This window comes from Paracoccus saliphilus (assembly GCF_028553805.1).
Lineage (GTDB): Bacteria > Pseudomonadota > Alphaproteobacteria > Rhodobacterales > Rhodobacteraceae > Paracoccus > Paracoccus saliphilus.
On the sequence record NZ_CP067140.1, the window covers coordinates 717,105 to 732,573 of the forward strand.

Consider the following 15,469-nt stretch of genomic DNA (forward strand, 5'->3'; position numbering starts at 1 on the left):
CCACTCACCTCTTCTTCTTCATGCCAATGTCCCGGTGACGAAGCGACGCTCCCCGGTTATCGTGGGATGCCGTGAAACCGCTCTGATCGGGGTCGTAACCGGTTCAAGGCGGGTTGACTTGGGCTCCGCCTGTTGCCACCTGTGACCGACCGGTAACCTTGGAAAGGCCCCGTTCCCATGTCTATTCCCCAACAGGGCGGAGGCCCGATCGAAAGCCGCGATCAACTGGCGGCTTATCTTGCCGACGGAGAGAAGCCCCGCGATGCGTGGCGGATCGGCACCGAGCACGAGAAATTCGGCTATTGCAAGGACAAGCAGCTGCCGCTTCCCTATGAGGGCGATTGTTCGATCAAGGCGATGTTGACCGGCCTGCAGGAGCGGTTCGGCTGGAGCCCGGTCGAGGAGCAGGGCAACATCATCGGGCTGGAACGCGACGGGGCCAATGTCAGCCTTGAACCCGGCGGCCAACTCGAACTTTCCGGCGCGCCGCTGGAGACCATCCACCAGACCTGCGACGAGGTGAACCAGCATCTGGCCGAAGTGAAGACCGTTGCCGACGAGATCGGCGCGGGCTTCATTGGCCTGGGCGCCGCGCCGATCTGGACGCAGGATCAGATGCCGATGATGCCCAAGGGACGCTATCGGCTGATGACCGATTACATGGATCGCGTCGGCACCCTGGGCAAGCAGATGATGTATCGCACCTGCACCGTGCAGGTGAACCTGGATTTCGCCTCCGAACCCGACATGGTGCAGAAACTGCGCGTGGCGTTGTCGCTGCAGCCGGTGGCAAATGCTCTTTTCGCCAATTCGCCCTTCCTCGACGGCAAGCCCAATGGCATGAAAAGCTGGCGCGCGCATATCTGGCAGAATCTGGACGATGCGCGGACCGGGATGCTGCCCTTCGTCTTCGAAGATGGTTTCGGATATGATGCCTGGGTGGATTACGTCCTCGATGTGCCGATGTATTTCGTCTATCGCGACGGGCGCTATGTCGACGCGCTCGGCCAAAGTTTCCGCGACTTCCTGCAGGGCAAGCTTCCGGCATTGCCGGGCGAGATCCCGACCCTGTCGGACTGGGCCGATCACCTGACCACGGTATTCCCCGAGGCGCGGCTCAAGAAATTCATCGAGATGCGCGGTGCCGATGGTGGCCCGTGGCGCAGGCTGTGTGCCTTGCCCGCGCTATGGGTCGGGTTGACTTATGATCAGGAGGCGCTGGACGCGGCATGGGACCTGGTGAAGGGCTGGGATCACGAGACCCGCGAGGGGCTGCGGCGTGCGGCGGGCAAACATGCCCTGGCCGGAGAGGCGGGCGGCATCCGCATGCATGACCTGGCACGCGAAGTGCTGGCCATCGCCGAGCAGGGGTTGAAGAATCGTCGCCGCGAGGGTGCGGGCGGATTGGTTCCGGACGAGACGCATTTCCTGAATGCCCTCAGGGAAAGCATCGATACCGGTAAGGTGCCCGCCGATGAGTTGCTGGACAAATACAAAGGTGATTGGCACGGCGATCTGTCGAAAATCTATGCCGAATATTCCTACTGAACTTGCGCTCCGGTATTTGCCATGAGAGCCTCACGCTATCGTGAGAATTTATGGAGAATATTGGATGCGTGACTTTTTCATTCTGTGGATGGAGCGGATCATCAATGTGGTGATCGTCATTGGGGCGGTTGCGGTGGTGATATCGGGCCTCGTCGCTATGTTCAGCGCCCAGGGCGGTTTCCTGCAGGGCCTGATGGTCTGGGTCGCTGGTGCGATCTACCTGGTCCTGATGGGGGGCATGGTCTACCTGGGGCTGGGGATCTACAATAACACCCGCCGTACCGCCGAGGCGATCGAGCAGTTGAACGCCCGCTCCTGATCTCTGTGGGCTGGGCCTGTCAGACAACGCACGACAAGGTGACCGCCCGCATCGCCTTGCCCGCTTGAAAAGAGCGGTCTCTGGTGGCACCCGAAGGAAAGCGGATATGTGACCGAGGGTGAGATGCGGGCGGATCTGATGGGCTGGGTTCAACGATTGGTGGGCGTGGTATTCGTGATCGGGCTGGTGGCCCTGGTTACGGCGGTGGTCACGCTTGTCCGTCAGGCCGAGGGCGTGCCGCCGCTGCCGATCTATGCCGGGCTGGTCGGGGCCGTGGCGTTGATACTGCTGGCAGGGGCGTGCCTTGCGCTGATGTCCATCGCCGCCTCGGCGCGGCGTGGGGCGAATGCCTTGCAGCAGATGGCAAGTCGGGATGGTCTGGCTGCCCCGGTTGCCGGGTCCACACCTGCGCGGCCCTTCACGCCAAGCCCGATGCGCGAGGCGCCGGAGGAGCCGGAACCCGAAACAATTTCCGCACCTCAACGCCCCACCCGCCCAGAGGGCAAGCGCCTGGTCGCGACGCGCTGAACGTTACCTTTTGCCGATCCGGGGTTCCGATCCGTCCAGCAGCCGGGTGATATTGGTCTTATGACGGATAAAGATCAGCGCTGCGATGAACAGGCAGACGAGGATCAGATCGCTCCGCCCCATGGCCCATGCCAACACCGGCGCAAAGGCGGCGGCCATCAATGCCGAAAGGCTGCTGATGCGGCTGATGATCGCGGTCAGAAGCCAGATGGCGCAGGCACCCAGCCCCAGGGGCCAGTGCAATGCGATCAATGTGCCAAGAAAGGTGGCGACGCCCTTGCCGCCCCTGAAGCCAAGCCAGACCGGGAAGCAATGGCCCAGAAAGGCCGCCCCGCCCGCCAACATGGCCGCGACGTCTCCGGCGAAGTAGCGCGCCAGAAGAACGGCGATGGCTCCCTTGCCGGAATCCAGCAGCAGAGTCGCCAATGCGGCGGGCTTGTTGCCCGTGCGCAAGACATTTGTCGCCCCGATATTGCCCGAGCCGATCTGACGCAGATCGCCCAATCCCATCACGCGGGCAATGACCATTCCGAAGGGGATGGAGCCAATCAGATAACCAAGAACCGTCCACAGGATCAGGCTCATGTCTCGCCTCCGAATACGCGCTTGCCGCCGACCCATGTGCCGAGCACGCGTCCCTCCATCCGGGCGCCGTCGAATGGAGTGTTCTTGGATTTCGAAAGCAGTTTGAAACGGTCGAGAACAAAGGGGGCGTCCGGATCGAACAGGACCAGGTCGGCGGGGGCGCGGTTGGTGAGCCGCCCTGCTTCCAGCCCTAGCCTGCGGGCCGGGTTCAGCGTCAGGGCTCGCCAAAGCTGCGGCAATGACAGCCCGCCCTGGTGATAAAGCCGCATCGCCGCAGGCAGCAGGGTCTGCAACCCCACTGCGCCCGGCGCGGCAGCTTCGAAGGGCAGGCGCTTGGATTCCTCGTCCTGCGGGGTGTGAAAACTGGCGATCACATCAATGCTTCCATCCGCCACCGCCTGCACCATTGCCTGCCGATCATCCTCGGAGCGTAGCGGAGGGGTGAAGCGAAAGAACGTGCGGTAATCCCCCACGTCATATTCGTTCAATGTCAGATGATGGATCGAGATCCCCGCCGTCACGTCCAGCCCTGCATCGCGTGCGCGGGTCAGCGCGGGCAGGGCGCGTGCGGTGGTGATCTGGTCCGCATGCCAGCGGCATCGGGTCATGGCGACCAGTGAAAGATCACGGTCCAGTCCCATGACCTCTGCCATGGGTGACACCGATGGAATGCCGTAGAGCGAGGAGAATTTTCCGCTGGTCGCCGCCGCGCCTTTCGACAGTCCCGCCTCCTGCGGATGTCCGACGATCAGTGCGCCCGTGCCCCTTGCATAGGTCATGCAGCGCGACAGCAGCTTGGTGTCGGTGACGACGCGGACGCCGTCGCTGAAAGCAACGGCACCAAGATCGGTGAGAAACCCAAGCTCGACCATCTCGCGGCCTTCGCGGCCCTTGGTCAGCGCGGCCATGTGAAGGATGTTCACGGGCGCGTCCAAGGCGCGCCGGGTCACGAACTCCAACGATTCCGGTGTGTCGATGGGCGGCAATGTGTCGGGTCGGGCAATCAGGGTGGTCACGCCACCTGCCGCCGCCGCGAGGCCGGCGCTGCGGAAGCTTTCCTTGTGCCTCTCTCCCGGCTCGCCGATCTTGACGCCCCAATCGACCAGTCCGGGGGCTAGCGCGCTGCCTCGGCAGTCGATCACGGTTGCGCCTTCGGGGGCAGGCTCATCGGGGGCGCCGATCCCCTCGATCCGGCCATCCCTGACCAAGAGGCTGCCCGGGGCGTCGGTCTGCGCCTCGGGGTCGATCAGGCGGGCATTGGTGAAGAGGGTCGTCATATCCGCGCTCATACTGTCACTCCCGCCGCCGCGCGTCCCCGTTCGGCGCGCAAGTTCCGTGCTAGCAGATCAAGCGCCGCCATGCGCACGGCCACGCCCATCTCGACCTGATCCTGGATGACGCTGCGGTTGATATCGTCGGCGATGGTGCCATCGATCTCGACACCGCGATTCATCGGACCGGGATGCATGACAATGGCATCATCGGCGGCCAGAGCCAGCTTTTCGGGATCCAGCCCCCAACGATGGTAATATTCCCGCTCGGAGGGGATGAAGCCGCCATCCATGCGCTCGCGCTGAAGGCGTAGCATCATGACGACATCGGCACCCTTCAACCCCTCGCGCATGTCCTCGTAAAGCTCGACCCCCATTTCTTCCACGCCCGAGGGCATCAGCGTCGAAGGTCCGATCAGGCGGATGCGGTTTTCCATCTTGCCCAGGAGGATCAGGTTGGAGCGCGCCACCCGGCTATGGGCGATGTCGCCGCAGATGGCGACGGTCAGCCGTTGCAGTCTGCCCTTGGCGCGGCGGATGGTCAGCGCGTCCAGCAATGCCTGTGTGGGATGCTCGTGCCGCCCGTCGCCGGCATTGATGACAGCGCAATTCACCTTTTCTGCCAGAAGGTTCACCGCGCCGGAATGACCATGGCGCACGACCAGCAGATCGGGATGCATGGCATTCAGCGTCAGCGCCGTGTCGATCAGCGTCTCGCCTTTCTTCACGCTGGAATGCGCCATGGCCATGTTCATCACATCGGCTCCGAGCCGCTTTCCCGCGAGCTCGAAACTGGCCTGCGTGCGGGTTGAATTCTCGAAGAACATGTTGATCTGGGTCATCCCCGCCAACGCGTCGGAATGTTTCACCGTGCGCTGGTTCAGGGCGACATATTCCTCGGCCAGGTCCAGCAGGGTGGAAATTTCGGACGGTGCGAGGTGGTCTATGCCCAGAAGATGACGGGCGCGGAATGTCATGGGCTGCCTCTGATCGGGATGGGATCGGGTCTTCTATCGCAGATGGCGGGCGGTGCGGCAAGCAGGGTGAACCACTTGTCATGACCATTATCATTGCCCGGCGCCTATCTTGAACCGGCACGGCATATACCATGTGACATCCGGCGGGAATGCCGGGACACAGGAGCGAGCTGACTAGTAAATTATTGATATAGTAAAGAAAAATTATCTTGTTTTGATCTGGCATAGCGTGCAGCCTAGACGATACGGTCAGTAGGGCTGTTGTCGGTCATATGCTGGCAGAGGTGCTCGTCGGATGCGGGGATCATTTTGAAGAAACTGCATTTTTAAGGCCGCACATATCAGGCCGTTGGGGAGGCGGGCAGGAATATCTGCACAACTTGATCGGCGGAGCCAGATTATTTCGGGAGGATTTTTATGGAAAGTTTAGCAAAAAGATTGGGGCTCAGGACGGATGTGACCATATTTTTCTGGTCTGCAGGGATCATGGTTGCATTTCTTCTGGCCCTGCTCGTCGCCAAGGAACCGATCGGGGCCTTTTTCGGCGCCGCCCGGACCTGGGTCGTGACCAATCTGGGTTGGTTCTTCATCTTTGGTGTGACCACATGGGTCGTATTCTTGCTATGGGTCGCTCTGGGCCGCTACGGCTCGATCCGTCTTGGCGGAGAGGATGAACGACCAACCTACGGCAATGCATCATGGTTTGCCATGTTGTTTGCCGGGGGGGTCGGCACCGTGCTGATGTTCTGGGGCGTGGCCGAGCCGATCTATCACTTTTCTCAGCCACCGCATGGAGAGGTGCAACCATTCTCGGTCGAGGCATCCACCGATGCCATGGGATTCGCCCTCTATCACCTTGGTCTGCATACATGGTCCATCTTTACTTTGCCGGGGCTGGCCTTCGCCTATTTCATTTATCGGCACAAACTGCCCGTGCGATTCAGTTCGGCCTTCTATCCGCTGATCAAGGACAGGATCTACGGGCCGATCGGCAAGACCCTCGACATCTTCGCGATCGTCGGCACGCTGTTCGGTGTGGCGGTCTCGATTGGTCTCGGCACCAACCAGATCAGTGCCGGCCTCAGCGAGCTGTTCGGCTTTGACGATAATGTCGGCACGAAGGTCATCATCATCGTGCTGCTGACCGCCGTTGCCGTCAGTTCGATCGTGGCCGGTCTGGATGCGGGCGTTAAGCTGCTGTCCAATATCAATATCCTGATGGCGGTCGGCCTGATGCTCTTCGTGCTTTTCGCCGGATCGACCGTGTTCCTGCTGCGCAGCATCGTCGAGACCCTGGGCATCTATCTCAGCAACATATTCCCGATGTCATTCTGGAATGACACCTTGGCGCAATATACCCGCGAAGACGGGGGGTGGGGCTGGCAGGGAAGCTGGACCGTGTTCTACTGGGCCTGGACAGTGACCTGGTCACCATTCGTCGGCATCTTCGTGGCCCGCATCTCGCGCGGGCGGACGATCCGTGAATTCGTCCTGGGGGTGATGTTCGCACCATCACTCTTCACGCTGGTCTGGTTCTCTATCTTCGGCTGGTCGGCGATGCAGATCGCGGGGATCGGTGGCGACGGTACTGGCGGCGGGATCGTTTCCGCGGTGCAGGAAAATGTCGCCACGGCCATGTTCGTCTTCTTCGAGCAGTTCCCGGCGACCAAGCTGATCAACGGCATCGCGATCCTGATCGTAGCGATTTTCTTCGCGACATCGTCTGACTCGGCCTCGCTGGTGGTGGACATGCTCTGCACCGGAGAGGAGGATCCGGGGCCGGTTCGTCAGCGGGTCTTCTGGGGTGTGTCTGAAGGCGTGTTGGCGATGATGTTGATCGTGCTGGCGGGGCAGGCGGGCCTGGACGCGCTGCAGCAGGTCATCACCGTGATCGGCTTGCCGGTCTTCATCCTCGTGTTCATCATGATGTTCTCGTTGATGAAGGCACTTTCCAAGGAGGATGTCGGCCGCGTGAAGGTCGGTCCGCCGCCGAAGCTCGAGACGCTTTGAGCCATTTGGAAGCAGGGAAAGGCAGGGGTGACCCTGCCTTTCCCATGTCAGGCCCGCGCTGGACCGTCTGACGCGGCCTATTTCACCGTTCCCAAGCCACCTGCCGATATCGCGGCCATGTTCAGGATGTCGTTCACCGTCGAAGTGGTCGAGCAAATCTGGATAGGCTGCGGAACCCCCGTCAGGATCGGTCCGATCACCGTTGCACCGGCCATCTCCTGCATCAGCTTGACCGAGATCGAGGCCGAATGCCTTGCGGGCATCACCATGACATTGGCGGGGCCGGTCAGGCGGCTGAAGGGATAGCGCGCCGCCGATTCCGGGTTCAGGGCGACATCCACCGTCATCTCGCCCTCATATTCGAAATCCACCTTGCGCGCATCCAGCACCATCGGTGCCTCCGCCATCTTGGTGGCGCGCTCGCTGACCGGATAGCCGAAATTCGAGAATGACAGGAAGGCGACACGCGGCTCCAGCCCCAATCCCCGCGCCACGACCGCGCCGCGCGTGGCGATATCGGCCAGGTCCTCGGCCTCGGGCCATTCATGCACCAGCGTGTCGCCAATCAATACGATCCGCCCCTTGTGCAAGATGGCGGTGATCCCGACAGCCCCGTCTTGCGGACGCAGATCGAAGACCTGCCCCATCTGGTCCAGCACATGCGCGCTCTTGCGTGTCGCCCCCGTTACCAGCCCGTCGCCATGCCCATGCGCGAGCATCAAGGCGGCAAAGACATGCCGGTCGCGATTGGCCAGCCGGTTGGTGTCCTCCCGGTCCATGCCCTTGCGCTGAAGCCGGGCATAGAGGAAATCGTGATAAGCCTCGAGATGGCGGGTATTGGCGGCATTGACCACCGTGATCTCGCGGACGGCATCGGCAAGCCCCGCCGCCTCCAGCTTTTCCTTGACGTCATTCTCGCGGCCCACGACCAGCGCCTGCCCCATGCCGCCACGCTGCCATGCCACGGCGGCGCGCAACACGCGCGGATCGTCGCCCTCGGCAAAGATCATCCGGGCCTGAGAATTACGCGCGCGGGCGTGCATTCCCTGCAGGATCGCCGCGGTCGGATCCATCCGCGCCTTCAGCGACTGGATATAGCCCTCCATGTCGATGATCGGGCGACGGGCGACCCCGGTATCCATCCCGGCCCTGGCCACTGCCGGAGGCACGACATGGATCAACCGGGGATCGAATGGGGTGGGAATGATATAGTCGCGGCCGAATTGCAGCTTGCGGCCATAGGCGGCGGCCACCTCGTCGGGCACATCCTCGCGCGCCAGCCCGGCCAGGGCGCGGGCGCAGGCGATCTTCATCTCGTCATTGATGGCGCGGGCATGAATGTCCAGCGCGCCCCTGAACAGATAGGGGAAGCCCAGCACATTGTTGACCTGGTTGGGGTAATCGCTGCGCCCCGTGGCCACGATCGCATCGGCGCGCACGGCATGGGCATCCTCGGGGGTGATCTCCGGATCGGGATTTGCCATGGCGAAGATGACCGGATTGTCGGCCATGGATTGCACCATCTCCTGCGTCACCGCCCCCTTGACGGACACGCCAAGGAACACGTCGGCGCCCTTCATCACCTCTTCCAGGCTACGCGCCTCGGTCACCACCGCATGGGCCGATTTCCACTGGTTCATGCCCTCGGTCCGGCCCTGGTAGATCACGCCCTTGGTGTCGCACATGATACAGTTGTCATGCCCCGCACCCATCGACTTCAACAGCTCCAGACATGCGATCCCCGCCGCCCCCGCGCCATTGAGCACGATCTTCACATCCTCGATCTTCTTGCCGGTCAGCTCCAGAGCGTTGATCAGCCCGGCCGCACAGATCACGGCGGTCCCGTGCTGATCGTCATGGAAGACCGGGATATCCATCGCTTCTTTCAGGCGCTGCTCGATGATGAAACATTCCGGCGCCTTGATATCCTCAAGGTTGATCCCGCCGAAGGCCGGCCCCATCAGCCGGACGGCACTGATGATCTCTTCCGGGTCCTCGCTGTCCAGCTCGATATCGATGGCGTTGACATCGGCAAAGCGCTTGAACAGCACCGACTTGCCCTCCATCACCGGCTTCGAGGCCAGCGCGCCCAGATTGCCAAGCCCCAGGATGGCAGTGCCGTTCGAGACGACCGCGACCATGTTGCCCTTGTTGGTATAATCATAGGCCGTCTCGGGCCGGTCCGCGATGGCCTGCACCGGCACCGCGACACCAGGAGAATAAGCCAGCGACAGGTCACGCTGCGTTGTCATCGGGGTCGAGGCGATGATGTCGAATTTCCCCGGACGCGGCTCCATGTGATAGGCCAGCGCCTCTTCGGGCGTGATGCGTGACTTGCTGCGGTTCTTATCGACCATACTGGTTCCCCCCTGACTACGTCCGACCTGCTTAGCGCGCCGCACCGGGGGCCTCAACGGCTTTCAAAAGACCGGCCTAGGAAACGCCAATAGGTCAGAGTGATCGTCGCGAAGGTTGCTATGGCCAGCCAGAAGGGAACCGTCAACGCGAATTCCCGCCCGAACAGGTCACTAAAGCTGCGGGTCAGAAGGCCCGCGACCAACATCCCGAAGGGGGCCATGCCGATGGCGAACAGCCGGTAGGCCGAATTCACCCGGCCCAGTAATCTGCGTGGAATGTGCCGTTGCCGGTACGAGACCGAAACCGTGTTCCACAAGATGCCACCGAACTCGCTGATAAGAAACCCTGCGCAAATCACGGCCAAAGCGCCGTAACCGCTGCTTGACAGCAGCACCGTCAGCGGAAAGGCAAAGGTCGAGATCATCGCCGCTTGCAGGACGCGCCCCCGGCCAAAGCGGGTCACGATGCGGTCATTGACCAGCCCTGCCGCAACCCCACCGACCGCGCCAGACGCCATGATCGCAGAAAGGGCCAGTGGACCAAGCTGCAGCCTCTCCTGCACGATCAGGACCAGCGTGACCATCATCGCCTCGAAGGCGAAATTGAAGAAACCGGTCAAAAGGGCCAGCCCCCGCAGGATCGGCTGGCTCAGCAGAAAGGCGAGGCCTTCACGCAGCTCAACGCGCCAGTTGCGGTCTTGCATGGGTTCTCCCGAGATATCGGCGCGGAAATCGCCATGCAGGCAAAAAACGAGACCCACGGCAAGCGCCATCGCGGCGGCGTTGACGGCGAAGGGCAATGCCAGCGAAACGCCGATCAGAACCCCTGCCAGCGCCGTGCCGACGAAAAGGTTCATCACCATCTCGACCGACCATAACCGGCCATTCGCGCGCTCCAGCCCTTCCTCGGGGATCAGCGAGGGCAGGATGGTCTGGGCGGCATTGTCGCGCAGGACCTCGGCCGCGCCGACGGTGATGGCGCAGATCGCGATCAGGGTGAAGACGACCGGCTGATCGGTGCCGCGCAGGGGCGGCGGATCGAAGGGCAGCGCTATCCAGATGGCGATGGCGGCGCTGACATAGGCGACGACACGGATCATATCGGCGGCAAGGATTGCCCGGCGCCGGTCAATCCGGTCGATAAGCAGTCCCGCAGGCAGTGAGAACACGAACCACGGCGCCTTGAGCGCGACAGGCACCAACGCGATCAGCAGCGGGTCGCGGGTCAGTTGCGTGGCCAGCCATGCCCATGCGACCAGCGCGATCCCGTCCCCCAGATTGGTAAGGCCGGAGGCTGCGATGAAACGGGCAAGGGGGCTGCGCATCGGCAGAGGCTAGCGCCGCGCGTCATGGCCCGCAAGCGGCAGTTCTTCGTCCTGGCGTCAGAGAGAGACTTTCGCAAAGCTGTCGCGCAGGGCGGCGGACCATGCGGCGCTCATATGCATGAAATCGGGATCGCCCTCTTCGATTCGGCGTTTCATCGAAATGGTGCAAGCGTCCTTTTCGATCACCGCCAGATCCAGCGGCATGCCGACCGACAGGTTCGACCGCAGGGTCGAGTCCATGGACAGGAGCACCGCCTTTTGCGCATCGGCAAGGCTGGTCTCGGGCCGGACGACCCGGTCGAGGATCGGTTTGCCGTATTTATGCTCGCCGATCTGCAGGAAGGGCGTGTCCTCGGTCGCCTCGATGAAATTGCCCTCCGGGTAGATCAGGAACATGCGCATGTCCCCGCCCTTGCGTTGGCCGGCGACGATCATGCTTGCCGAGGCCCTCTGGCTGAGTTCGCGGTGCTGTTCGACGATCTCGCGCCGCGTGCGCGCCAGCGTATCCCCGATGATAGAGGCGACACGCAGCATCGACGGCGCTTTCAGGACCGAACTCGTCTCATCCGCCGCCTCGTCCTCGGTGGCTTCTTCCAGCCGCGCAAGCGTGGTCTGGGTCAGCGACAGCGAGCCGGCGGTCATGATCGCGATCACGCGCTCTTCCGGTTGCTCGAAAAAGAACATCTTGCGGTAGCTGGCGATATTGTCGAGGCCGGCATTCGTGCGCGTATCCGACAACAGCACAAGCCCGGCATCGAGTTTCAGACCGACGCAATAGGTCATTCGAAAAACGCCCCGATTAAACCTGCCCGATATCTCCGGACCGGGATTCCACGGCGCAATCTCTGCTCTATCATCTGCTTTGGCAAGGGTGTTTCGGTTGATGAGGCGTCGCAACCGAACCTGGCTCTGTCTGCGATGCCATCCGCCGGAACGGATGAAGAGAGAAGGGCGCTCTCTGGCCGCTCTCGTTGCGCTTCGATGGTTCAATCTGCACGGGACTTTGCGGTAAAACGGTTGCGTGATGCCGAGAATGGTGGTCGGCGACGCATTCTTGCAAAGGCTGTGCACACCCTGTGTACAGGTTGTGCACGTCCGGTGTACGGATGTCACAGGCGAAAACCCAGCAATTGCTGGGCCGGAGGCTCTCATGATCGGCGCTGTTGCGCAAAGCAACGCGCGCTCCTGCCGCAACGCTCGCCGGTCAGGGTGAAAACCCTCAGGCGGCGACCCAATCCTCGGGGATGCGCGGCATCGCCTTGATCAGGCTTTGCGTATAGGGATGGCTGGGCGCCTCGATGATCCGTTTGGCGGGACCGTCCTCGACGATCCGGCCCTTCTCCATCACCAGAACCCGGTCGGCCACGCCCCGCACGACCGACAGGTCATGGCTGATGAAGAGATAGGAAAGCCCGTGGCTGCGCCTTAGATCAGCCAGCAAATCAAGCACTTGCGACCGGACACGGACATCCAGCGCACTGACCGCCTCATCCAAGACGATGAGTTCGGGTCGAATGATCAGCGCGCGGGCAATGGCGATCCGCTGACGCTGCCCGCCCGAGAACTCATGGATATATTTGCGGCTGTCCGTGGCTGACAGGCCGACCTCTTCCAGCGCCGCACTGACACGGCTGCGCCAGTCGTTCGGGCGGCCTGTCAGATGGAATGGCTCGGCCACCAGCCGCTCGACCCGCCAGCGCGGATTGAAGCTGCCGAACGGGTCCTGAAAGACCACCTGCGCCTTGGCGCGCAATTCTCGCGGCATCGAACGGCCTGCCGTAACCTCTTGCCCGGAAACGCGAATTTTTCCTCCCTGCAGCGGATCGAGCCCCAGAATTGCCCGTGTCAGAGTGGATTTCCCGCAACCGGATTCGCCCACCAGCCCGACGCTTTCACCGCACCCGATCGTCAGGCTGACCCCATCCACCGCCCGCAAGATACCCGCGTTCCCCGGCAGGCGATATTCCCGAACCGCGCTATCGACCTGCAGCAGAGGCTCCTGCTCGTCCGTAGAGCCTCCGCCGGCCGGAACATGGCGCGAGGCTGCGAAAAGTTCGCGCGTATAGGGATGCGCCTGCCTGCGGAACAATGCCTCGGTCGGGCCTTCCTCGACAATCTCGCCCGCCTTCATCACCGCCACCCGGTCGGCGATACCCGCGACGACGGCAAGGTCATGGGTAATCAGCAGCATCGCCATGCCTTCGTCACGTACCAGACCTGCCAGCAAATCAAGGATTTGCGCCTGCGTGGTCACGTCCAGCGCGGTGGTCGGTTCATCCGCGATCAGCAGGTCGGGACGCTCGGCGATGGCCAGCGCGATGGCGACCCGCTGGCGTTGCCCGCCCGACAGTTCATGCGGAAAGAGGGTCAAGGGAAAGCGCGGCTCTGGCAGGCCGACCCGGTCCAGTTTTTCCCGCGCACGGGCCAGCGCCGCCCCCCGGTCCATACGATGATGGATGCGCAGCACCTCGGCCACTTGATCGCCGATATTCATCAGCGGATTCAAGGCGGTCATCGGTTCCTGGAAAATCATTCCGATACGGTTTCCACGGATCTTGCACATCTGCGCCTCGGGCGTGGACAGCAGGTCCTGCCCATCCAGCATGATCTGACCCGACGCCCTCGCCCCGCGCGGCAACAGCCCCATGATTGCAAGCGATGTAATGGACTTGCCGCTGCCGGATTCCCCGACCAACCCGGTGATCGTGCCGGGGGTGAGCCGCAGATCGACCTTTTGCAGGATCGCGGTGCCTTTGATCGAAACGGAGAGCTTGCGCGCCTCGATCATCGCATCACTTTCAGCCGCGGGTCCAGGGCATCGCGCAGCCCATCGCCCAACAGGTTCAGCCCCAGCACCGTCAGCAGGATGCACAATCCGGGAATGATCGCGACATGCGGGGCCAGTGTCACCATGGTCTGCGCCTCGGCCAGCATCCGGCCCCAGCTTGGGGTGGGCGGCTGCGCGCCAAGGCCGACATAGGACAACCCGGCCTCGGCCAGGATGCCGAGACTGAACTGGATGGTACCCTGCACGATCAGCAGGTTGGCGATATTGGGCAGGACATGCTGCAGGCTGATCAGCGCCGCCCCCTTGCCCGAAACCTCGGCGGCGCGGATATAGTCCAGTGTCCACAAGGGCAGGGCTCCGCCCCTCGTGACGCGGGCGAAAACGGGAATGTTGAAGATGCCGATGGCGATGATTGCATTGACCGCCGATGGCCCGAAAATCGCCGTGATCAGGATCGCGATGACCAGCGAGGGAAAGGCGAAGATCAGGTCATTGCCCCGCATGATCGCCTCTTCCAGCCAACTGCCGCGCCGCGCCGCCGCGACTAGTCCCAATGGCACACCCAACCCCATGCCGATCCCGACCGCGACCAGCGCCACGGCGATGGACACCCGTGCACCGACCATGATCATCGACAGGATGTCCCGCCCGAAATGATCGGTTCCCAGCCAATGCCCGGCACTTGGCGGCATCAGCTTGTCCGCGATGGCCATCTGCGTCACGTCATACGGCGTCCACAGGAAAGAGATCGCCGCCGCCAGCACCGCCAGACCGGCAAGCAGAGCGCCAAGGATCGTGCCGGGCCTCATCGTTGCCTCAATCGCGGATCGACCAGGGCATAGGCGAGATCGACGATGAAGGTCACGGTGATGACCGCCGCCACCAGCACGAGAACGGCGGATTGCACGACGATCAGGTCGCGCTGGTTGATCGCCTGAAAGATCAGCCGCCCCAATCCCGGCAGGTAGAAGACATTCTCGATGATGATCGCTCCGGCCAGCAGAAAAGAAAACTGCATGCCCATGATCGTCAGTACGGGGATCAATGCGTTGCGCAGTGCATGCCGCCGCAGCACTTGCCCGGCGGTAAGCCCCTTGGCGCGGGCGGTGCGGATATAATCCTGCCCCTGTGTCTCGATCAGCGCGGATCGCAGCACCCGGGCAAGGATTGCGGCCTGCGGCAGGGCAAGCGCCACGGCGGGCAGGATCAGTGCCTTCAGCCCGGCCAGCGGATCGGACCATCCGGGAAAGCCGCCAGCAGGCAGCCATTGCAGCTTGACCGCGAAAAGCAGCACCAGCAGCATCGCGAACCAGAAATTCGGTAGCGCGATCCCCAGTTGCGTGCCGCCCATCACTGCCGCATCGCCGGCCCGGCCCCGGCGTGCGGCGGCATAGATGCCCACCGGCAGCGCGATGAAGGCCGCCAGGAGCAGGGCCAGAACCGCCAGCGCCAGCGATACTTGCAGCCGGTCGCCGATCAGTTCGGAAATGGGCGCCTTGTAGGTGAAGCTCTGCCCGAAATCGCCCTGCAGCAGCGCCCCCAGCCAGTTCGCATAGCGAAGCGGCAGAGATTGGTCCAACCCCATCTGCTCGCGCAATGCGGCGATGGTCTCGGGCTGCGCGCCGGTTCCCAGCATGAAGCTTGCCGGGTCTCCGGGCACCAGTTCGACCACCGAAAAGATCACCGCCGAGGCGACCAGCAGGCTCAGCCCCAACGACAATATCCGGCGGAAGGAATAACGCAGCATGACAGGACGTTAAT

13 protein-coding genes are annotated in these 15,469 nt (G+C 62.6%); 4 read left to right on the top strand and 9 right to left on the bottom strand.

The window, feature by feature from the left end:
* Positions 1–177 precede the first annotated feature (177 nt).
* The 3 genes from JHX88_RS03350 to JHX88_RS03360 all read left to right on the top strand — a co-directional run bounded on the left by JHX88_RS03350 (position 178) and on the right by JHX88_RS03360 (position 2,395).
* On the top strand, positions 178–1,548 hold the full coding sequence (locus tag JHX88_RS03350; RefSeq protein ID WP_076527428.1) for a glutamate--cysteine ligase: 1,371 nt from the start codon (positions 178–180) through the stop codon (positions 1,546–1,548).
* A gap of 64 nt (positions 1,549–1,612) precedes the next feature.
* On the top strand, positions 1,613–1,867 hold the full coding sequence (locus JHX88_RS03355) for a hypothetical protein (protein WP_076527429.1): 255 nt from the start codon (positions 1,613–1,615) through the stop codon (positions 1,865–1,867).
* Positions 1,868–1,975: 108 nt separating this feature from the next.
* Entirely contained in the window at positions 1,976–2,395 is a 420-nt protein-coding gene (locus JHX88_RS03360; RefSeq protein ID WP_076527430.1) for a hypothetical protein, read from the top strand.
* A gap of 3 nt (positions 2,396–2,398) precedes the next feature.
* Here the strand turns inward: JHX88_RS03360 and plsY are convergent, their stop codons facing one another.
* The 3 genes from plsY to JHX88_RS03375 are packed head-to-tail and all read right to left on the bottom strand — an operon-like array spanning position 2,399 to position 5,228.
* A complete protein-coding gene (gene plsY, locus JHX88_RS03365) occupies positions 2,399–2,980 on the bottom strand; it encodes a glycerol-3-phosphate 1-O-acyltransferase PlsY (protein ID WP_076527431.1) in 582 nt (193 codons plus the stop codon).
* Complete coding sequence (gene pyrC / locus JHX88_RS03370) at positions 2,977–4,257, bottom strand: dihydroorotase (protein WP_076527478.1); 1,281 nt, start codon at positions 4,255–4,257, stop codon at positions 2,977–2,979. The genes plsY and pyrC overlap by 4 nt, the downstream gene beginning before the upstream one ends.
* An 8-nt stretch (positions 4,258–4,265) precedes the next feature.
* Entirely contained in the window at positions 4,266–5,228 is a 963-nt protein-coding gene (locus JHX88_RS03375) for an aspartate carbamoyltransferase catalytic subunit (RefSeq protein ID WP_076527432.1), read from the bottom strand.
* A 417-nt stretch (positions 5,229–5,645) separates the two neighbouring features.
* Between JHX88_RS03375 and JHX88_RS03380 the strand changes: the two genes are divergently transcribed.
* The gene (locus JHX88_RS03380; protein WP_076527433.1) at positions 5,646–7,238 is read left to right on the top strand and encodes a BCCT family transporter; all 1,593 of its coding nucleotides are present in this window, start codon (positions 5,646–5,648) and stop codon (positions 7,236–7,238) included.
* Positions 7,239–7,315: 77 nt separating this feature from the next.
* Here JHX88_RS03380 and JHX88_RS03385 read toward each other — a convergent pair whose 3' ends face one another.
* The 6 genes from JHX88_RS03385 to JHX88_RS03410 form a co-directional block, all read right to left on the bottom strand.
* Positions 7,316–9,595: an NADP-dependent malic enzyme gene (locus tag JHX88_RS03385; protein WP_076527434.1), complete on the bottom strand. Its 2,280-nt coding sequence runs from the start codon at positions 9,593–9,595 to the stop codon at positions 7,316–7,318.
* Between the two features lie 53 nt (positions 9,596–9,648).
* Positions 9,649–10,920 (bottom strand): MFS transporter, encoded by a 1,272-nt coding sequence (locus JHX88_RS03390; protein ID WP_076527435.1) that lies wholly within the window; start codon positions 10,918–10,920, stop codon positions 9,649–9,651.
* Positions 10,921–10,977: 57 nt separating this feature from the next.
* Positions 10,978–11,703, bottom strand: a complete 726-nt coding sequence (locus JHX88_RS03395) for a proteasome-type protease (RefSeq protein WP_076527436.1) — start codon at positions 11,701–11,703, stop codon at positions 10,978–10,980.
* A gap of 436 nt (positions 11,704–12,139) precedes the next feature.
* On the bottom strand, positions 12,140–13,708 hold the full coding sequence (locus JHX88_RS03400) for an ABC transporter ATP-binding protein (protein ID WP_076527437.1): 1,569 nt from the start codon (positions 13,706–13,708) through the stop codon (positions 12,140–12,142).
* On the bottom strand, positions 13,705–14,517 hold the full coding sequence (locus JHX88_RS03405) for an ABC transporter permease (RefSeq protein WP_076527438.1): 813 nt from the start codon (positions 14,515–14,517) through the stop codon (positions 13,705–13,707). The genes JHX88_RS03400 and JHX88_RS03405 overlap by 4 nt, the downstream gene beginning before the upstream one ends.
* Entirely contained in the window at positions 14,514–15,455 is a 942-nt protein-coding gene (locus JHX88_RS03410; RefSeq protein ID WP_076527439.1) for an ABC transporter permease, read from the bottom strand. The genes JHX88_RS03405 and JHX88_RS03410 overlap by 4 nt, the downstream gene beginning before the upstream one ends.
* Positions 15,456–15,469 lie beyond the last annotated feature (14 nt).